This is a genomic window from Butyricimonas sp. RTP31003st1_G1_RTP31003_210430 (assembly GCF_040920905.1).
Taxonomy (GTDB): domain Bacteria; phylum Bacteroidota; class Bacteroidia; order Bacteroidales; family Marinifilaceae; genus Butyricimonas; species Butyricimonas paravirosa.
Map to the genome: position 1 here is coordinate 1 of NZ_JBCOSQ010000066.1, position 20,379 is coordinate 20,379.

At 44.8% G+C, this 20,379-nt stretch carries 14 protein-coding genes; 11 read left to right on the forward strand and 3 right to left on the reverse strand.

Annotated elements, in window-relative coordinates; translation table 11 throughout:
• Positions 1-71: 71 nt before the first annotated feature.
• Entirely contained in the window at positions 72-725 is a 654-nt protein-coding gene (locus AB5542_RS16990; protein WP_279039530.1) for an HAD family hydrolase, read from the reverse strand.
• A gap of 125 nt (positions 726-850) precedes the next feature.
• Between AB5542_RS16990 and AB5542_RS16995 the strand changes: the two genes are divergently transcribed.
• A complete protein-coding gene (locus AB5542_RS16995) occupies positions 851-2,254 on the forward strand; it encodes a CCA tRNA nucleotidyltransferase (RefSeq protein WP_279039532.1) in 1,404 nt (467 codons plus the stop codon).
• A 3-nt stretch (positions 2,255-2,257) separates the two neighbouring features.
• On the opposite strand, the gene rsgA is transcribed toward AB5542_RS16995, so the two are convergent.
• Positions 2,258-3,313, reverse strand: a complete 1,056-nt coding sequence (gene rsgA / locus AB5542_RS17000; RefSeq protein WP_279039534.1) for a ribosome small subunit-dependent GTPase A — start codon at positions 3,311-3,313, stop codon at positions 2,258-2,260.
• Positions 3,313-4,089: a class I SAM-dependent methyltransferase gene (locus AB5542_RS17005; protein ID WP_279039536.1), complete on the reverse strand. Its 777-nt coding sequence runs from the start codon at positions 4,087-4,089 to the stop codon at positions 3,313-3,315. Before AB5542_RS17005 ends, rsgA begins: the two co-directional genes overlap by 1 nt.
• 605 nt (positions 4,090-4,694) lie before the next feature.
• On the opposite strand from AB5542_RS17005, the gene AB5542_RS17010 reads away from it, so the two are divergent.
• The 10 genes from AB5542_RS17010 (at position 4,695) to AB5542_RS17055 (ending at position 20,370) form a co-directional block, all read left to right on the forward strand.
• Entirely contained in the window at positions 4,695-5,261 is a 567-nt protein-coding gene (locus AB5542_RS17010; protein WP_279039538.1) for an RNA polymerase sigma-70 factor, read from the forward strand.
• A gap of 75 nt (positions 5,262-5,336) precedes the next feature.
• Complete coding sequence (locus AB5542_RS17015; protein WP_279039540.1) at positions 5,337-6,905, forward strand: ATP-binding protein; 1,569 nt, start codon at positions 5,337-5,339, stop codon at positions 6,903-6,905.
• Positions 6,906-7,203: 298 nt separating this feature from the next.
• Positions 7,204-7,755, forward strand: a complete 552-nt coding sequence (locus AB5542_RS17020; protein WP_087421169.1) for a hypothetical protein — start codon at positions 7,204-7,206, stop codon at positions 7,753-7,755.
• A gap of 210 nt (positions 7,756-7,965) precedes the next feature.
• Positions 7,966-9,153 carry a FecR family protein gene (locus tag AB5542_RS17025; RefSeq protein WP_279039542.1) on the forward strand — a complete coding sequence of 396 codons (1,188 nt, stop codon included), beginning with the start codon at positions 7,966-7,968 and terminating at the stop codon, positions 9,151-9,153.
• A 73-nt stretch (positions 9,154-9,226) separates the two neighbouring features.
• The gene (locus AB5542_RS17030; RefSeq protein WP_279039544.1) at positions 9,227-12,802 is read left to right on the forward strand and encodes a SusC/RagA family TonB-linked outer membrane protein; all 3,576 of its coding nucleotides are present in this window, start codon (positions 9,227-9,229) and stop codon (positions 12,800-12,802) included.
• An 11-nt stretch (positions 12,803-12,813) separates the two neighbouring features.
• Positions 12,814-14,394, forward strand: a complete 1,581-nt coding sequence (locus tag AB5542_RS17035) for a RagB/SusD family nutrient uptake outer membrane protein (RefSeq protein ID WP_288215420.1) — start codon at positions 12,814-12,816, stop codon at positions 14,392-14,394.
• Positions 14,376-15,071, forward strand: coding sequence for a hypothetical protein (locus AB5542_RS17040; protein WP_279039547.1), 696 nt, complete (start codon positions 14,376-14,378; stop codon positions 15,069-15,071). The genes AB5542_RS17035 and AB5542_RS17040 overlap by 19 nt, the downstream gene beginning before the upstream one ends.
• A 12-nt stretch (positions 15,072-15,083) precedes the next feature.
• On the forward strand, positions 15,084-15,893 hold the full coding sequence (locus AB5542_RS17045; protein ID WP_279039549.1) for a hypothetical protein: 810 nt from the start codon (positions 15,084-15,086) through the stop codon (positions 15,891-15,893).
• 389 nt (positions 15,894-16,282) lie between these two features.
• On the forward strand, positions 16,283-17,599 hold the full coding sequence (locus AB5542_RS17050) for a thioredoxin family protein (RefSeq protein WP_279039551.1): 1,317 nt from the start codon (positions 16,283-16,285) through the stop codon (positions 17,597-17,599).
• The gene (locus AB5542_RS17055) at positions 17,596-20,370 is read left to right on the forward strand and encodes a M16 family metallopeptidase (protein ID WP_279039552.1); all 2,775 of its coding nucleotides are present in this window, start codon (positions 17,596-17,598) and stop codon (positions 20,368-20,370) included. The genes AB5542_RS17050 and AB5542_RS17055 overlap by 4 nt, the downstream gene beginning before the upstream one ends.
• Positions 20,371-20,379 lie beyond the last annotated feature (9 nt).

Sequence of the window (20,379 nt, forward strand, 5' to 3'; positions counted from 1 at the left end):
TTTCCTCTTCGACTTTACTATTCAAAGATAAGCTTTAATTGGAAAAATGTTACCAACTATTTTTGGCCACATTACTTTTCCATTAAGTCGATAAATTCATCATACACGCATCCCGTGAAATCGGAAAGTACCCAATCGACTTTATCCTGTATCTTCTCTCTCGGATTCGTGGTTGCCAGACCGACAACTTTCATTCCCGCACGTCGGCCGGCCTCGATCCCGGAAAAAGAGTCTTCGAAGACACAGCAGACATCCACTTCCATCTGCAACTCCCGTGCTGCCAGCAAATAACACTCCGGATCGGGTTTAGACCGGGTAATCTTATCTGCCGTAATCACACGTTCAAATAACTCGGTAAACTCCGGATGAGCCATTAGCACATGAGCCATCTTCTTGTTGTTTGAACTGGTAACCAGTGCGGTTCTCACCCCATGTTTCTGTAACGTCCGGATAAAAAGTTCCACACCGGGGAAGTAGGGGAAATCCATCCGGCTCTCGAACTCGTCAAGTTCCCGTGAAATCTGTTGTTGCAAAGCAACATTTCCCTCGAAATAATTCTTCAGAATCAATTCCGTCGTTTGCCCCTTGATCATCTTATGAAATTCCGGTTTATCCGGATGGTAACGTCTTCCCTGTTCCCGCCAGAAATTATCGTACTGCCCTTCCGTGTCAAGCACCACCCCGTCCATATCGAATAATGCCGCTAATCGTCGCTCTCTATCCATAATCTTTAATCACAATAATACATAGGTCACAAAAATATCGAAAAAAGGGTAATCCGGACAAATCCGAAACAATTTATTTGGTCTGTACGGGATAACTTGATAATTTTGCAACCAAAATAAAGAATATGCAGTTAACTCATCCTATTTTTAAGATATTATCCGGAATCGCGGCAGAGAAAGGGTTGGAAATTTACGTTATCGGGGGATACGTGCGCGACCTGATATTACACCGTCCCTCCAAAGATATTGACATTGTCGTGTTGGGGAGCGGGATCGAATTGGCTGAGACGGCTGCCAAACAACTCGGTGACTTAACGGTTTCCGTGTTTAAAAATTTCGGAACGGCCATGTTCCGTTATAAAGGGGTAGAGATTGAATTCGTGGGAGCCCGCAAGGAATCCTACCACCTCGATTCCCGTAAACCCGTCGTCGAAGAAGGCACCATCGACGACGACCAGAAACGGCGTGATTTCACGATCAACGCTTTGGCCATATCCTTGAACCAAGAGAACTACGGGACACTTGTTGACCCGTTCGGGGGACTTCAGGATTTGGAGAACGGGATATTAAAAACACCCCTTGATCCGATCATCACGTTTTCCGATGATCCCTTGCGTATGATGCGGGCCGTCCGTTTTGCCTCACAATTGAATTTCACGATCGAACCCGTGACATTTGAAAGTATCATCGCTAATCGGGATCGGTTGAAAATCGTCTCCAAAGAGCGCATCATGGACGAGTTTAACAAGATCATGGCCTCACCGAAACCTTCCGTGGGATTAAAATTACTGGAACAATCCGGCCTGTTGAGTGTCTTCTTCCCGGAACTATCCGCTTTAAAAGGCGTGGAACACGTGGACGGCATCGGGCATAAAGATAACTTTTACCACACGCTGACGGTCGTGGACTCGGTAAGCCGTGTTTCCGACAACTTGTGGTTACGCTGGGCAGCCTTACTGCATGACATAGCCAAACCGGTCACCAAAAAATTCATTCCGGGACAAGGCTGGACTTTTTACGGCCACAATCACGTGGGCGAACGTATGGTCGGAAGATTATTCAACCGCCTGAAACTCCCCCAGAATGAAAAGATGAAATACGTGCAAAAACTGGTCGGCCTCCACATGCGCCCAATCGTTCTCTCGGAAGACACCGTGACAGATTCTGCCGTGCGTCGCCTCCTTTTTGATGCGGGTGACGACATCGACGACCTGATGACACTTGCCGAGGCGGACATCACGTCCAAAAATGAAGAGAAAGTTCGTCGATTCCTTGCAAACTTCCAGATCGTGCGCCAGAAATTGAAAGAAGTCGAAGAGAAGGATGCGATCCGGAATTTCCAACCTCCCGTCAGCGGGGAAGAGATCATGGAGACATTTCAACTCCCACCCTGCAAGGCAATCGGGGATATTAAAAATGCCATCAAAGAGGCTATCCTTGATGGCATAATCAGCAATAATCCCACTGAAGCCCGGGAATACATGTTCCAAGTAGCGGCAGAACTAGGGATTCAGAAAAAAGGTGAATAGGGATCAGAAATGATCCTTGCGCTTCTTCACTTCATCCACGAGTTTCGTGAAAGATTTCTCTTTTTTCCGTTTCTCATGTTCGGAGGCAGAGAAATGCCACGTTTCCCGTCTAAGTTTCAAATAACTCTCGTAAACCTGACGATCTAGTATGCCACGACTCACCGCATCCAACACGGCACAACCCGGTTCATTGATATGCTCGCAATCCTTGAAACGACACGATTGTGCGTAGTCAGTAATCTCCAGTATCTCATCAAGCGCACTGGGATCATCAACCGCAAGACCGAATTCCCGAACCCCGGGAGTATCAATCAAGACACCGCCTCCATCCATCAACACCATCTCCCGACGGGTCGAAGTATGGCGTCCCTTTCCCGTGGATTGACTTATTCCGGACGTGAGTAACACGGATTTCTCGCAAAGTGCATTCACCAAAGAACTTTTCCCGACACCCGAAGAACCGACAAACACGACCGTCTCCCCCACCGCGATAAATTCCCTTAAACGAAAAATCGTCCGAGACTCGTGAATACTCGTGTAAAACACCGGAATCTGCCGGGTAACGTGCCGTATTTGCTCTTCCACTTTTTGTTGATCAAAAACCAAGTCGGCTTTATTAAGTACCAGTACAGGAGTAATATTTTCTTCCCGCATCTGAACCATAAAGCGCTCGGCACGACGGACATTGAAATTATCATCCAGACTTTGCACAATAAAGGCTTTGTCAACATGAGCCGCTATGGCTTGTTTTTCGGCAACCGTTCCGATTTTCCTACGACACAAAGTACGTGACCGAGGCAACATATCCACGATAATCCCCATCCCTTCATCAAACGGCTGAAAGATCACCCAATCCCCAGTACAGGGTAATTCGAAATCCGACTTCCCGTACATCATGTTTCCTGTCAACTCGCACCGGAACACTCCGCTCCCGGCAACCACCTCATAACACGTCCGGTGTACAATAGCGACACGCCCATGCGTGAGAGTTCCATACGTCGATTCCTGTTTCAGTTGGTTTAACTTATCATTCCAACCATAATAATTTAAATCTATCATTACTTCATTTTTTTAGCGATATAAAATACATAACCGTAAAACTCCTTGTACTTACGGTATAGTTCAGCCTCGTGATGCTGAAAACTTATTAGTTCCTCGACCGTCTTATTCCCGGCATATTTCCGGCTGAATATCTCCCGAGCTTTAACTAACGGGGTAAAATAGTTCTCCGTCCAGCAATACTCCGGCAGGATAAAAGTCGCCACGGGGATATACCCCGCTTTCTGAATCTGGGCGACTTTATTAGGTATCGTGTCGATCTCCGCATAAACGGACATCCAAAAATCATGAATCTCTGCCGGACGTTCTTCGGTAAACCACGAACTCTCGGAAACAGCAACATACCCTCCCGTCTTCAGATATTTGCGCCACTCGTTCAATCCTCGTTCAAAACCGATATTATAAATAGCACCTTCCGACCAGATCAAGTCTAATTCTTCCTCCCCGAAAGGCAACGCATCCATTGAACCGACTATGCCTTTCACCCGTTCCTGGAGATTCAACTCCCTAGCGTTATGATTAAAACGCTCCACGAATCCCGGAAAAAAGTCGAGTCCTGTAATCTGCCCCGGAGCGAGCCGTGCCAGCGTTATCGTCTGTCCTCCCGTCCCGCATCCCAAGTCTGCAATCCGGGAATGATCCGTAAGATGGTCTATAAAACTTAACGCTTTAAGCGTTACTTCGGGACTTCCGGGTCCCTGCCGTTCTGTATTCAAGAAGAATTCGCAAATTAAATGAACGTCGATTCCAAGAATGGTATTATTTTCGTTACTCATGATTGATCAATATAAAGCATACACGTGAAAGCATAATTCTACTTTCCTCGTTGTACACGGATTAAAAATTCAAATTATAATAATAGAAAAATTACCCCCGGAAAGAGCTTTCCGAAAGCAAGCGAAGGGACAACCTGTATCAGAAATACAGATTGTTTATTACACCAAATCCGATTGTAATCTAGTTTTTAACATGATGTAAAGATACACATATTTTATTCATTTGAAAATAATTGTCACTATTTCCGTATAAGTTGGTCATCCCCTAGTCATACGTACTCTGTCGCTCAAGCATATCTCTCCAATGAATAAATATACTACACGACCGAGCTATCCGGCAAATATAATCGTATCAAAAATCAATTTTATCGAACAAGAATGCAAGAGGAATGCTCCGTAGTCTAAATGAACTATCAGGAAACTATTAAGAAAAAGTAAAATGAGGATAGCCTAACACGAAGGTAGTCCCAGTGCAATTTTAATGATACGGCCTAGCAGAAACCGTTGCAGAAACGCATTCAATATTTTGTAAATATCCCAATTTAGTTTATATTTGCAACGAATAAATAAAAAGATTCACGTTCATATCGGCAAAATAATAACACGTGGCAACAATAACACCTTTAAATTCTAGTTCCATCTATGACGAAAAAATCGTTCGGGAACTTTTCGAACAGCACTACACGCCCTTGGTGTTATTCGCAAAAGGCTATATTCCCGACTTGGACACAGACAAAGATGTTGTGCAGGAAGTGTTTCTCTCGTTAATCGAATCCCAAGAGACATTCAATGACGTGGATAATCTAAAAGCCTATCTATACGGTACGGTCAGGCACAAATGCCTGAAATATCTCCGCCACGAAGAGGTAAAAAGACGCTACCAGAAATACATGCAAAGCGAGGCTCCGGATGAAACCAAAACTTACGAAGAACGTGTTATTGAAGAAGAGGTTTACGCTCTCTTGATAAAAGCCATTCAGAACTTACCGGAACAATGCCAAAAAGTGTACTTGCTTGTTTTAGAAGGCAAAAGCAATCAAGAGATTGCCTATCAACTCCAACTAAACATCGAAACCGTCAAATCCCACAAGCAGGTCGGGAAAAAATTGCTTTACGATCAACTGAAACACATTATTCCCGTCGGGATTCTTATTTTCTTGCTGGAATTTTAGACAGCTTCATAGCATTATTTGTGTTTGCCCGTTTACAATTTATTCTCTACCTTTGTTACTAAATACATAAAGACCATGAATACCAGCATAACCAGAAAGCTACCCATCAGAATCCAGACCTTCGAGGATATTCGCAGAAATAATTACCTCTATGTCGATAAGACAGCATTAGCATGGCGTATTGCCAACATGGGTAAGCCCTACTTCCTGAGTCGTCCGCGTCGCTTTGGGAAGAGTTTATTACTCTCAACTTTCGAATCCTATTTCAATGGACGCAAGGATCTATTTCAAGGGTTGGCTATTGAGCAACTGGAACATGACTGGACAATTTATCCCGTACTGCATCTTGATCTGAATGCGGAGAGATACGATGCCCCGGAACAATTACACGCCATATTGAGTAATTATCTCACACAATGGGAAACCATGTACGGGGAAGGGAAAGACGAAATTACACTCTCCAGACGTTTTGCCGGAGTCATTCAGCGAGCGTATGAACAAACAGGACGTGGGGTTGTAGTGTTGGTAGACGAATACGATAAACCACTGTTGCAAGCCATTAATAACCCGGAACTAACGGAAAACTATCGGCAGACTCTGAAGGCTTTTTACGGTGTACTGAAAAGTGCCGACCGATACCTGCGGTTCGTGTTCTTGACGGGTGTTACCAAGTTCTCACAAGTCAGCGTGTTCAGCGACTTGAACCAACTAAACGACATCAGTATGGATTTTTCCTACGCAACGTTGTGTGGGATTACACCGAATGAATTAACCGCTGTTTTTGAACCGGAAATCCATCAAATGGCACAAAGAAACCAATCAACAGAGGAAGAAATTGTGAACGAAATGATCCGGCAATATGATGGTTATCATTTCCATCCGGATGGCGAAGGTGTGTTAAACCCTTTCAGCGTGCTAAACGCTTTCGACAAACTGGAATTCGGTAACTACTGGTTTCAAACGGGTACCCCGACATTCCTCGTGGAACTACTGAAAAAGAGTGATTATGACCTCCGCTTATTAATTGACGGGATCGAAGCACCCGCATCTTCTTTCACGGAATACCGGATGAATACCGATAATCCTATTCCGTTGATTTATCAAAGCGGCTACTTGACGATTAAAGAATACGATAAACGCTTTAGAAACTATATTTTAGGTTTCCCAAACGAAGAAGTAAAATACGGTTTTCTCGATTTTTTACTCCCTTTTTATACAACCTTACCCAGTGAAGAAAGAGGATTTTACATTGGAAAATTCGTGGATGAACTAGAAAAAGGTAATATCGATGCTTTCATGACCCGGTTGCGAGCCTTCTTTGCCGATTTCCCCTACGAGTTAAATGCCCAGACAGAACGACATTATCAAGTCGTGTTCTATCTCGTTTTCAAACTCATGGGACAGTTTGTAGATGCAGAAGCACGTAGTGCCACCGGACGGGCTGATGCCGTGGTTAAAACTCCCAAATACATCTACGTATTTGAATTCAAACTAGATGGTAGCACAGAACAAGCCCTGCAACAAATCGATGATCGGGGTTATTTGATTCCGTACACGGCAGACAGCCGACAACTCGTGAAAGTCGGAGTTAATTTCAATGCCGAAAAAAGAAATATCGGGGAATGGAAGATTAAAGGCAACTGAAAGAGAACCATAATCCAAATGATTTTTGAATACTTTGTTTGAAACGTCATAGCAATTTAAAGATTAATAATAAACATACTATTGCCTATCTATTATTTTATTCATACATTTGTAATATGAAAAATATGACAAATATATCAAGTAGCGAAAAAAAGCGTTCTAAAGGAGACAGATTAAATTGGACTCCATTACGAGACGTGAAACCTGTAAAGTTGAAAGAATGTTCAACCTCTTCTCGTAAATTGTCTAAACGGGATTTGTCTAAGATAAATAGAAACGTTACAACTCTATTGATACCGTGACATTTGATTACAATGGATATGATTTAAAATTCATCCAATGTGATAAATGTAATGATGAAAGCAAGCATCTATATACAAAAATATACAAGTTTTTCTCTCCGATAACTCATTATTCTTATATAATACGTGCAGAGTATCATGAATTAGATGTGTACGCAATTAAATTTTACTGTAAACAATTTCGTCATAGCGATTTTAAATATTCTAAAATAGTTAATAAAGGAGATTTTGGTAATATAATTATTACCTGTTTAAAAGTAATTCCAATACTTTTACAAGAACAATCAACAGTTTCGTTTGCTTTTACCGGAGCAAGAACTGTTGACACAAAAAGTTTAAAAGTAGAAAGTCATGTAAATACACAAAGATTTAGGATTTACAAAAATATTGTGTCCAAGAAAATAGGTACACAAACATTCTCTCATTTTGTTAATGAACAAGCAAGTTCATACTTATTGATCAATAACCAAGCGAGAAATGTTTCTGTAAAGAAAAGAGAAATTGAAAATATGTTCAAAGAAACCTATGATGATTTACACAATATATAATAATTACAAGATAAATCTAACAATATAGAGTCACCCCCAATTAATTAAAGAAAATCTTTCCAGCTCTTAGACGAAATGGGCCTACAAACTTTAACTTTCCAAACAAAATTCATCACCGTAATCACAATATTGCAATATATTCAAAAATAATTCATTTTTGACTCACTCTTTTTTACGCTCAAGGGGACTTACTACCAAATGAGCGAAAAGATGAGTCAAAAAGAGAATAACATATTTCAGTTAGCCCGCATCATCGCAGCGTCTCTTAGAGGGAAAGCAAATGATGAAGAACAACGTACCTTGAGGGAATGGTTATCCGTTTCCACAAGAAACAAAAAGATTTATGACGGATTCAAAGACGGAAAGCGTCTGGAACAAAAAATAGTCGAATCCCAACAAATCAACTGGAAAAACGATTATCAACATTTCATCACCAAACGGCAACGCGCCCGCAAGAACAGAAGGATGAAAACGATCATCCGTTACGCAGCAATACTCACACTCCCGATCGTGGCAGCAGGTATTTTCCTACTCCAAAAGAATGATCAGCAAGCCATTGTCTCTATTTCAGAAGTCATCAAGCCGGGAGAACACAAGGCAGTATTAATCACGGGTGGAGGTGAGCGAATCACGTTATCGGATAGCACGTTATCCCCGATACAGGAACAAAACGGGATGATCGTGAACGTCATGAACAACAAGGTCTCCTATACCCTACCGAAAGATAGCTTATGCACACAAGAAAGCCCTATATTCAACACCTTACAAATTCCTCGTGGCGGAGAATATTTCCTGACGCTTGCCGATGGCACGGAAGTATGGCTAAATGCCGAAACGGAAATCCGTTACCCGGTGCAGTTTACCGGCGACAAGCGCATCGTTTACCTTGACGGGGAGGCCTATTTCACGGTAGCCCCGGACAAGAACAAGCCCTTCACGGTTATCTCCACTCATGCCAGCGTATCCGTACTGGGAACACAATTCAACTTCCGGGCTTATCCCGACGAGCGGGACGTGCAGACAACACTTGTTTCCGGTTCCGTGATCATGCAATCAGAAAAATACAAACAACAAATCAAGCTGATTCCCGGTGAACAGGGAGTGCTGGAAAAGAATTCTGCCAAGCTCACGAAACAGAAAGTGAACACGTACCTCTACACGGCATGGAAAGACGGGCGTTTCGCTTTCCGAGATGCACGTTTGGAAGACTTGTTCAGCATCCTCTCCCGCTGGTATGACCTCAGTGTTTTCTACCAGTCCCCGGAGGCCAAGGACATCCGGTTCACGGGTGATCTGAACAAAACCGATGATTTCAAATCCATATTAAAAATAATCGAACAAAATGAACGAGTAACATTTACAGTAAATCAACGCACAGTTTTTATTCAAGCAAAATAAAAAAGGCATCTGACGCTCGCAACATCAAATGCCCAAACTATTTTCTAGTTCTCATTAAAAACATTACAAATGTATGAAAAAAATGGACAAAAACAGCCATTCCTCGGGTGGATTATGGCAAAAACAAGTAAGAGTTATGAAGTTATGCTTTATCTTGACATTTATCGGCGTCATGCACCTTTCGGCAGCCACCTATTCACAAGATACACGACTGGATTTAAAGGTTAAGAATGCCTCCCTCGAAAGCGTGATGAACAACATCCGCACACAATCGGAATATAGCTTTTTCTTTGACGATGTCGCCGTGAATAAAATCTCGAACATCACGCTGGACCTGAAAGGGGCCTCGATTGAAGAGGTATTGACGACGTGCCTGAGAAACACGGGATTCTCGTTCCGGGTACTTGACAAAACGATCATTCTCTTCCGGGAAAAGGCGAAAGATGAGAAAAAGAAATCTTACCTGATCGAAGGAAAAGTACTAGACGAGAATAATCGTCCCATGCCGGGAGTAACCGTGCTTCTCGATAGCACAAAAGTAGGAACGGCCACGGATACTGCCGGACACTTCGTGTTGCCCCTACCGCAACCTAAGGGAATATTGGTTTTCTCTTTTATCGGTTACAAAACTCAAAAAGTAAAATATACCGACGGGAAACTGGTTATTGTGAAAATGCAACCCGATGTGTCAGGACTGGATGAAGTGCAAGTTATCGCCTACGGTTCCCAGAAGAAACGTACAGTGATCAGTGCTATTTCCACGTTGAAAGCCGACGAGATGAAGGAACTCCCGACGCATAGTTTGGAAAGCCTGTTGCAAGGCCACATGGCCGGCGTGGAAGTCAACAACCTGTCCGGGGCTCCCGGTGGCGGTGGTTCCATCGTGGCTATCCGGGGATATAACTCTTTTTTCACGAAAGGGCAAGGAGCCGATGGCGACACCAACGCTGAAGGTGACGACCGGGCATACGGAACCCCGCTTTACGTGATCGACGGTGTGCCGATGCAGGCATTCAGTTCACCCATCACGGGTGCCAACACGCTTTCGGATATTGACCCGTCAATGATTGAATCCATCGAGGTACTGAAAGATGCCGCCTCGGCAGCCATCTACGGGTCTCGTGCCGGGAACGGGGTGATCCTGATCACCACGAAGAAAGGACGGGCCGGGAAAGCTCAGTTCACGGCAAACGTGTCGTACTCTGCATCATGGTTGCCGGAAACTCCTACCCAAAGCGGTGGGCAGTTGGTACGTCATTATAATATAAATGCTTTGCGCAATTCAGTGAAACCGTATCAGGGTGACGACGGTAAATGGGTCATTCCCACGTCTTACGAGGAAGTGTACAATTATAATAAAGATTCCAATATTCCCATGTATAATTATTTCTTCGGAAATGCCAGCAAGGGGAACAATGCCTATGCACTGCAGGACAGTTTGAACGAGTTCTACAATAACTCCACGGACTGGTGGCGATATATGTATCGCACGGCAAATGTGTATAACGCTAATTTACAAGCCAGTGGCGGAACTGAAAATATGCGCTACATGATCGGGGCAGGGTTTTACAAGGAGGAAGGTATCATGATCGGGAGTGATTTCCAACGTGTGAATGTCATCTCGAACGTGTCGGCAAATCCCTCGAAACGCCTTCAGTTGAACAACCAGATTTCTCTTACTTACAGTGACCGTAGCCGGGGAGGAAAAGGCGGGAGCGGACAAAAAGTAGAAGGAATTTCAGTCAGCCCGCAAAAACAATCTTCCTTGCTACCGGGTACCGGCTACGTGGAGAAATATTTGTTGACCGAACTCAATTCCAATATCGAAAAGAACCAAAGTTATTCGTTGCGCTACAACCTCGTGATGGATTACGAATTTATGCGCGGTCTAAACCTGCGTGTCACAGGTGGCCTGGATTATAACCAGCAAAACCAGAATAATTTTACGCCCAGCACGGCGGACAAGAATTATCATCGTTCTTACACCAAGGGAACGATCTCCAAAAGTATTTCTATCCTGAACGAGAACTTGTTGACCTATGATTTCAAGATCAAACAAGATCATCATTTCAATATATTGTTAGGTTTATCCTTCCAGAAGGATCAATCGTATTTAAACAAAGGTAGCGCAACCGACGGTCCGAACGATTACGTTCACTATGCCTCTGGGACATGGGGTGATGCCAACGGGTTATTGAATGGCACATTGGGTGCAGAGAAAGACACGAATCCAAGTTGGTCATCTGCCTTTACCTTTCAATCCAGTTTGGAAGAGGAACGCATGAATAGTTATTTCGGGCGTTTCCGCTACAATTACAAGGAAAAATATATGGTGGAGGCCACCCTTCGGCGGGACGGATCGTCCGTATTCGGGGAGGACGTGCGATGGGCTACTTTCCCCTCTGTTGCCGTGGGTTGGGCCTTCTCGGACGAAACATTCATGAAACCCTTCTACTGGTTGAGTTTCGGAAAAATCCGTGCCAGCTGGGGACGTTCCGGACAGAAATTCACTCAATCCTATCTTGCCCACGGGTTGATGAGTAACTCTAGCACGCAATTTATGGGACAACAGGGCATGGCTCCCGATGTTACCGGGGGATTATTGAACCGGAAATTAAGCTGGGAAAAAACAGACCAGTATGACATCGGGTTGGACATGAGTTTCCTCAATTACCGGATCAAGATGACATTGGACTACTATTACCGGTACACGGAGGGACAATTGCAACGACTTGATTTACCGGGTGACTTGAACTACCAACAATTTCAATGGCAGAACGCACTCGACGTGTCAAACGAGGGATTGGAAATAGAATTAACGGCTGATATTTTACGGGAAACTGCCGTGAAATGGCGGATGAAACTGAACGGCTCACGTAACTGGAACCGTTTCGAGAAAAGTAGCGACGGGTTCGATTTTGGGAACAATGTCATCGGGAAGTCCTTGTATAATATCAAAGCTTACCAGACGGATGGTTACTATAATTCGATGGAGGAACTTACCTATTATCCCCAGCCGCATGGTTATCCGCTACCGACTCGTGAAACTACCGGTATATTTTTCACGGGTACACGGAAGTTGGTAGATAGAAATAACGATGGGGTAATCACGTCGGAGGATCAATATTATGCCGCAAGTCCTCTTCCACTCGCGCACGGTGGATTCATTAACGAGATCCGGTGGAAGCAATTCGATGTAAACATTTTCTTCACCTATTCAATAGGAAGGCATATTCTCAAGGAGTATGATGACAGGGCGATCACCCCTTCCACTGAAGGAGGGCCTTTGACACTGGACATCCGTAAAGTGAACGCGTGGACGAGTTCTGACAGCAAAAACCCGGATTATCCTCGTTTGATTTCCTACTCACTAAAAAACCAGTATTCCGGAGAATACGACACGGACATAGAAAAAGTAAATATGTTACGATTGAAACAACTCACGTTGGGTTACAACTTGCACGAGAGGATTGCTAAAAAACTCGGTTTATCGGGAGCCCGCGTATTCCTCACGGGAGAGAACCTGTTACTGATCACGAATTACTCGGGACTCGATCCGGAAATCGTGGACATCACCTCGGGAATAGATCAATTGCAATCTTACCCGCTACCGCGGAAATTTACTGTCGGATTGACCATTAATTTCTAAAGTCTATGATTATGAAAAAATTAATATTTCTTGTATTATTCTTCCCGCTGTTTTCCTGTAACGACTGGCTGGATGTCGAATCTGAGGTTTCTGTTACCTACCGCAACTATTTCCAGAGCGAACAGGATATAGAGGATATTTTTATCACGATCCTCGGAAATGAAAAGAAGATATTTGCTCCCCTCTCGCAGGAGCCTTTTGACTGGACGGGTATGTATTGTGATGACGTGGCAGATGGTGTAAAAGGTTTCCGGAATTTGGAATGGAGTGCTTATTCTTCCAGCCTGGGAAATTACACGAACTGGGGAGGTTTTTACAGTATTATTTATCTTGCTAACATGCTGGAGGAAAATCGTCACCGTTTTCAAAATGTTTCCGAGGAACGGATTAATTACTGGATTGCCCAAGCGAACTTTTTCAAGGGATTGATGTATTTCGAGTTGGCTCGTCGCTGGGGCGAGGCACCGATTGCCCCGGCAACGGAGGATGCCAGCGCGCAAGCCAAAAGCCCGGTGGACACGGTACTGGCATACGCCCTTCGAGCCGCGGAAGCCGCTTTAGTCTTACCGAAATATGACCAGTTGACGGATGCCAGCGGGGCAGCGGTCACCAGCAGGCAATTTGCCAGCATCGGTTCCGTCCGCACGTTACTTGCCAATATCTACGCATGGATGGGCGGTTTGCACGGGGACAATAAATACTGGGAAAAAGCAGAAGAACAGGCCTCTCTCGTGATCGATGGCAAAGCGGGTGCTTACTCGCTCGTGAGCATGAAAGATCTCGTGGAAAAAACGCTGGGTTCCGCTCGTGACGTGACCGAGGTCATACATACGATCGAAATGAACGGGCAGGATGATGACCGGTATTACCAAGGAAGTTTTTGGAATTCTTACCCGGGCTTTGCTTTGTTTAATTACCCCTACACGACAACAGATTTCGAGAAAATAGAGAATGCCGTGAAGGAAACTCGTATCTCGGTAGCAAAAGTGCAGGAATTGTATAATGACGAGAACGACTTACGTATCAAAGAGTACTGGCTGAACTTGGGCGAACCGATTCCTGTAACACAAATGAATAGTGAACAAAAATTAGACACGATCAGATGGTTCTACCCGAACTTTGCTTACCTGAATAAATGGAGAGAAGCCATCTACTCGGTGAATCCGGATGTAAACCTTGGAGATCGCCCCCTGATAGGCATGGAAGGTAACCGGGTTTACTGGCGACTGGCAGACTTGATCTTGTTGCGGGCTGAATGTCGTGCGCACTTGGATAACGCTGACGCCGTGAAGGACTTGAATCGTATTCGCGAACGTGCCGGTTTGATGGGATACGTGGGTTCTACCGTGAAAGAGGATTTGTTGAGAGAGATTTTTAACGAACGTGACCGGGAACTTTTTGGGGAAACTTGTCGCTACTATGACGTGGTGAGATTCGGGTATTACCGAGAATTACTCGAGGGTAATTTCAAAACGCTGACGGAATCCGACGTGAAAGAAGGTGCTCTCTATTATCCCGTGAGTCAAAACGCATTTAATAAAAACACATTAATGAAACAAAATACATACTGGTCATGGCATCTACAAGATTAAACACACTAAAGGGAATCGCACTGTTGGCATTCATCAGCTTGTGTTCCTGTACTAAATACAACTACATCGACGGGGGAGTGGCATCCGGGGTACACGATTGCAGCATGTGGGAGTATTTTGAGCAACAAACCGTGGATTGGGATTCCACGAGAATCATGATCGAACACGCCGGGATGAAGTCCATCTTCGATGGCTCCGGGCAATACAAGGACATCACGTTCTTGGGCATCACGGATCTCTCCATCGTGAGATACATGCTAGACCATAATGCCAAAGTGGATTACGATAAGGAACACGGGATAGAAGTAAGCCCCGAGGACTACTGGCATCGGGTAAAGGACATCCCGAAAGAGCAATGCGTGAAAGTCCTCGAACAATTGATTATACCGCAACGATTCATGTTGAAGGATATTCCTCAAGGAACGCGTCTCAAGACGGCGGACGGGGCGGAATACGTGGAGACGGGCGGAAAGGTTTTCACCGCGTTATCCGGTAATCTTTTTATCTGGATGGAACCGGAAGATTACGCGGGTGTTGAAGACGCGGGCGCAAAGAATCTCTACATCGCGAGACAGGTGAATACCGGGGAAAACTGGAGGGTCGCCTCTACCGATATTCAAACCACGACGGGCGTGGTGCATGCACTAGGGTATGACTTTAAAATCATTAACTTCTAAAACAACGGAACAATGAGAAATTTAATTTATTGGATTGTTTTGGGCTTTACCTGGTCGTTTTCCGCTTGTCAGGATGTCACGGTCGGCTATTTGGTTGTCGACGAGACAGCAGGGTACGCGAAAGATACCATGTATATTGTAACGAATACGGAAAACGAGTTACAAAGATTGGAAAACATTTTGGCAACGTTCTATTCAAATAATATTAGTTTAAAAAAAGAGCTTGAGGAAAAAGAAGCTACTCTTCAAGAAACAAAGGAACAGAAATACGAGGAATTGGATGAACGATTGACGCCGATATGGGATGCCATGGAAGAAGAGGATGCTGATTTTGATGCACTCATGGATCAACAAATGGCTATAGAAGAAGAAATAGATGAAAAGTATGATCCAATTCTCGCGGAAATAGAAACGAACATAGCTGAATTAAAAGAACAACAAGAAAACCTTGCTAAAGACATGGGCATTGAATCTCCCGAAATATTAAAAACGCAAATTGAGGAGTACCAAATGAAAGTTGACTATAAACTTGCTTGGGTTTCCTCTAAAATAGAGGGAGTGCAAGGCACAGAACCTGTTCTTTATTCGGTTGTTCGTGTAAAAACAGAGAAGGAAGAGAATATCGCGAAATTCATGGAGAACGTTGAGGTACTGGGAGCGGGAATGGTTTGCGTGAAATATGACTCGGAGATTGCGGGAGGTACTTACACCATAACTCTAAAAATAGAGAACGAGGGAAGAAGTCGAATTTTGGAAGATGTTTTCACAATTGTAGCGAAAGAGGTTCCCGCAGAAGAGCCAATCCCCATGCCTGAAGAATAGCAGGATAAAGTTCTGTAAAGTCATAAAGTCCACGAGGTGAGGGGGTGTCAAAAATCATTTTTCAAACTCCCTCCCCCCTTCGGGGTATTGAGCCTGCAAGCAGTCTCGAATCGGCTCTCGCTCGACAGACAACGAGTAAACTCTCTGTCTGTTCTCGCTTACTCGCCGATTTCCCTCTATAAACAGAGGGAGAGCTAAAATACTCTCTATCTTCGGGAAGAGTCACCAACTCCTCCTCTGTTTATAGAGGAGGTGGCACGAAGTGACGGAGGAGTTTTTGTTATAAAATAACTTTTGACACACCCTCCAAACACCTGTTAGCAATGAACTTTATGAACTTTCAGAACCCGGAGAGATCGTTGTATCGATAAACATTAATTTTATACATAATGAGAAAAACATTTTACTTGATGGTATTCCTAATCGTGGGAATACTGGGAAATCTGTCGGCTCAAATGACGCTGTTCAAGGGCACGTTTGACGAGGCGATAAAGAAAGCACGGGAAGAGAAAAAAGATTTGTTCGTGGACTTCTGTGCGGAGTGGTGCGGGCCGTGCAAAGCTATGGCCAGCGAGGTATTCACACAACCGGAAATAGGCGAGTATTTCAACTCTCGTTTCGTGTGCGTACAAGTGGATGTGGATGCCAAGGAAAACAAAGATATTGTCAAAAAATACAACGTGGAGGCATTGCCGACCATGGTATTCATCAGCCGCAAAGGGAAAGAAATGCGCCGTGTGCGGGGAGGTGTTCCTGCCGATGCGTTAATCAAGGAGGCGAAAATTGCCGCAGGTGATGAATTGAGTTTTGAACAATTGTATGACAAGTACAAGAAAAAGAAAAACGATTTCGACATACAGCAACAATTGCTACTTGAGGCACCCATGTTTATCCCCACGCAAGTAGGGTACGACCAGCAGAAATGGGGTGCCCGTATCGAAAGCCTGTTCCCGGAATATTTGAAAAACAAGAAGATCGAGAACATGGCAAACGGGGCCGATTTCCTGATTCTAACCCTATATCATAGAGGTACATCGAAAGAGGACCCTATCTTTGATTGCATCGCGAATAACTTCGACAAGTTTGCCGAGGGGGTGCAAAAAGACGCACCGGGAGACGGGAAAGAAATCCCGACGGGAAGAGACCGGGTGGCTCACTACTTGATTTCCATGAACAACAGCTATATCATTCAACTTTGCAAACGAGGTGATATTAACTATAAAAAACGGCTGGCCCGGGTGAATGGAGACTTGAAAAATGCCTACGCAGGAATCTCTTTCGGTTCGCTATCCGTTCTGGATGCCATTACATTGTTGGCTGATGCCACGTATGGTTTGTACCGTCACGACGAAAACACGTTCTTCGAGAAAATGAACGTTTATTTTGCGGGGAAAGGTGAGGCCACGGAGTTGGCGGACTACACGCAACCTTTGCAGGACTTGGCTACCGTGTACGAGGGGAAAATGTCTGAAAACGCTTACGGAAAATGTATCGACTGGATTGCCAAAGCGCTAACCTACGAGATGGTTGTTCCTACCCGTGTACGTTTACTTATGATGATAGGCGACTGCCTGAAGAACACGGGTGAAACCACGAAGGCAAAACAATCCTATAACCAAGCATTCATTGCCAGTGCCGGGATCGAGAATAAAGCAGAAATGAAACAGTTACAACAAATGATTCAACAATCGTTACAAGGTTTATGAAAAAAATTTTACTCCTTATTATAATAAGTATTCAAATTCCGGGCCTCCTGTACGCGCAGGATGACACCAAGATATTTCGTCATGGGCAACTGGATAACGGGTTAACTTACTACGTACGCCACACGACGATGCAACCGGGAAAAGCCGATTTTTACCTCGTGCAAAACGTGGGGGCTCTCATGGAAGAGGATAATCAAAACGGGCTGGCCCATTTCCTGGAACACATGGCCTTCAACGGGACCAAGAGTTTCAAGGAGGGTATTCCTCATTTCCTGAAACGCCGGGGTGTGACCCAGTTCAATGCCCAGACGGGACAGGACGAAACGGTGTACTACATGACGGGCGTGGCGACGGCCGACACGGGACTGGTGGATTCCTGCCTTCTCGTGATGAAAGACTGGTCGGGTTTCCTGTTGCTGGACCCGGTGGAGATTGACAAGGAGCGAGGCGTGATTAAAGAAGAACGCCGGAGTCGCCGGAACCTAGGGATGCGCTTGAGAGAACAGACAGATCCCTACGTGTTCAATCACAGCAAGTATGCCACGAGAAATATCATCGGTAGCGAAGAGATCATACAGAACTTCACACCGGACGAGTTGCGGGCTTATTACAAGGACTTCTACCGTCCGGATCAGCAGGCCGTGATCGTGGTCGGGGACGTGGATGCCGCTAAAATGGAGGCGGACATCCGGAAACTTTTCAACCCGATCCCGAAACGGGTGAACCCGAAACCCCGGTTGGTGTACGGGATCCCGGATAACGAGGAACCTCTCTACACGAAAGCTTTCGACAAGGAAATGACGGAATCATCCGTCACTCTATTGAAACGCGTGAAACAGACTCCCCCGACATCCCTGAAGGAAATGATGAAAAGGAATCTGATCAATCGTTTTTACAACCAGATTGTCGAGAAATACTTGCAAAAGTATATCGAAAGTAAAAACCCGTCGTTCGTGCAAACAATGGTTGGTTTCAACGGGTTAGTACGGAATTACGATCGCTGGAACATCTATATGCAGGCTTACCCGGGCAAGGAGAAACAAGCCTTAAAAGAATTACTGGGGGAGATAGAGCGCATACATCGCCACGCCATCAACGACAAGGAAGTAAAGGAACAGGTGGAGGCTTATTTGCCGGGATTGGAAGAATCAGAGAAGTACAAGGATAAGTTCCCGAACGAGGTGTACGTGCAACTCTACCAGAATAATTTCTTAGAAGGAAAACCGATCACGAGTATCGAGGAAGACATCGCTTACTCGCAAGAAATCTTGTCGGAATTGACGGCAAAGGATTTCCATGATTGGATTGCCTCATGGAATAGTGACTACAAGAATTGGGTGTTTATCATGCAAGGGAATGATCCGACCTATAATTTCCCAACTCAAGATGAAATTCTCGATATTATGAAGGAAGTTCGGGAAGGTGAATTGTCCGCCGGCGCGGAAGAAGAGGTGAAAGCCGTCCCCTTGTTGGACTACGAGGTGAAAGGCGGGGAAATCGTGAAAACCAAAAAGATAAAAGAACTAGACGCGGAAGAATGGACTTTATCCAATGGCTGTAAGGTGTATTACAAATTTACGGACCAAGATGGGATTAAAGTAAGTCTGCTCGGAGAGAGCGCGGGAGGATTATCTTTGCTCCCCGCAGAAGATCTTCCCTCGGCCTCGGCATTATCTACCTTGATAATGTATTCCGGGCTGTACAAACACACCATGCCGATGATGCAGGCTATATTGAAAGGACACCAGATACACCCCAACGTGACACTGGGCGAGACATTCGAGGGCGTGAGCGGGTTCTGTAACAATAACGAAACAGAAATGTTGCTTCAGATTATTTATCTTTTCTTCGAGCATCCCCGTTTTGACCGGGGTGATTTTGACAAGTACGTGTACGTCAATCGTCTCCGTGTAGAAAATACACCCCGTACGGTGAATGACACGATCTCGGAACAAATGCAGAAACTCCGAATTAAGGATTCTCCTCGTCTCTGGAAAGAGAGTACGGTGTTCTATGATGCAATGGACTTTGACAAGATGGTGTCTATTTACAAAGATCGTTTCCAGGATGCCTCGGATTTTCATTTCTATCTAACCGGGAATATTCAACGGGAAGAGGCTCGGGAACTGGTAGCGAAATACCTGGGAGCTATCCCATCCACTTTCCGGAAAGAGAAAGCCGTACATCATGACTTGCGGATAAAAGGTTCCATGACCGAAACGATCCTGGCAAATATCCCGGACAACAAGTACATGACGACCATCGAATTCTCAAACACGTTGAAATTGAAGCCGGTGGAGGACTTGGCTATCGACGTGATCCGCACGGTACTATCCAACCGGTACCAAGAGATCATTCGGGAAGATGAAGGCGGAGCATACGGGGTGAATGTCGGTGCAGCATACGAAAACTATCCGAGACCGGCACAGAATATCGTTATCAACTTTCAGAGTAACACGGAGAAAGGTGACCGGATGCGAGCCATCGTCCACGAACAGATTGATAAACTCGTTGCCGAGGGCGTGAGCGAGGAAGACGTGGAAGATATGGTGCTGATGATGAAGAAAGGACGTGTCGGGGTGCTGGAAAACCGGGGTAATGCCCACTGGCAGGATGCCTTGCGCCTCTATGCTGAAACGGGCAAAAATATAGATTCGCCCGAATTATTCGAGAATCCGATTAAAAAATTAAATGCAAAAATAGTACAAGAAGTCGCTAAGAAATTCTTTGCAACGGCTGAATGTATCGACATCGTAGTGAGATCCAAATAAGGTGCAACT

What these genes read in the sequence shown, in the direction of transcription:
- AB5542_RS17005 (WP_279039536.1), bottom strand. Translation starts at nt 4,089, where the DNA reads ATGAGTAACGAAAATAATACCATTCTTGGAATCGACGTTCATTTAATT.
- AB5542_RS16990 (WP_279039530.1), bottom strand. Translation starts at nt 725, where the DNA reads ATGGATAGAGAGCGACGATTAGCGGCATTATTCGATATGGACGGGGTG.
- AB5542_RS16995 (WP_279039532.1), top strand. Translation starts at nt 851, where the DNA reads ATGCAGTTAACTCATCCTATTTTTAAGATATTATCCGGAATCGCGGCA.
- AB5542_RS17055 (WP_279039552.1), top strand. Translation starts at nt 17,596, where the DNA reads ATGAAAAAAATTTTACTCCTTATTATAATAAGTATTCAAATTCCGGGC.
- AB5542_RS17025 (WP_279039542.1), top strand. Translation starts at nt 7,966, where the DNA reads ATGAGTCAAAAAGAGAATAACATATTTCAGTTAGCCCGCATCATCGCA.
- AB5542_RS17035 (WP_288215420.1), top strand. Translation starts at nt 12,814, where the DNA reads ATGAAAAAATTAATATTTCTTGTATTATTCTTCCCGCTGTTTTCCTGT.
- AB5542_RS17015 (WP_279039540.1), top strand. Translation starts at nt 5,337, where the DNA reads ATGAATACCAGCATAACCAGAAAGCTACCCATCAGAATCCAGACCTTC.
- AB5542_RS17040 (WP_279039547.1), top strand. Translation starts at nt 14,376, where the DNA reads ATGGCATCTACAAGATTAAACACACTAAAGGGAATCGCACTGTTGGCA.
- AB5542_RS17030 (WP_279039544.1), top strand. Translation starts at nt 9,227, where the DNA reads ATGAAAAAAATGGACAAAAACAGCCATTCCTCGGGTGGATTATGGCAA.
- rsgA (WP_279039534.1), bottom strand. Translation starts at nt 3,313, where the DNA reads ATGATAGATTTAAATTATTATGGTTGGAATGATAAGTTAAACCAACTG.
- AB5542_RS17050 (WP_279039551.1), top strand. Translation starts at nt 16,283, where the DNA reads ATGAGAAAAACATTTTACTTGATGGTATTCCTAATCGTGGGAATACTG.
- AB5542_RS17045 (WP_279039549.1), top strand. Translation starts at nt 15,084, where the DNA reads ATGAGAAATTTAATTTATTGGATTGTTTTGGGCTTTACCTGGTCGTTT.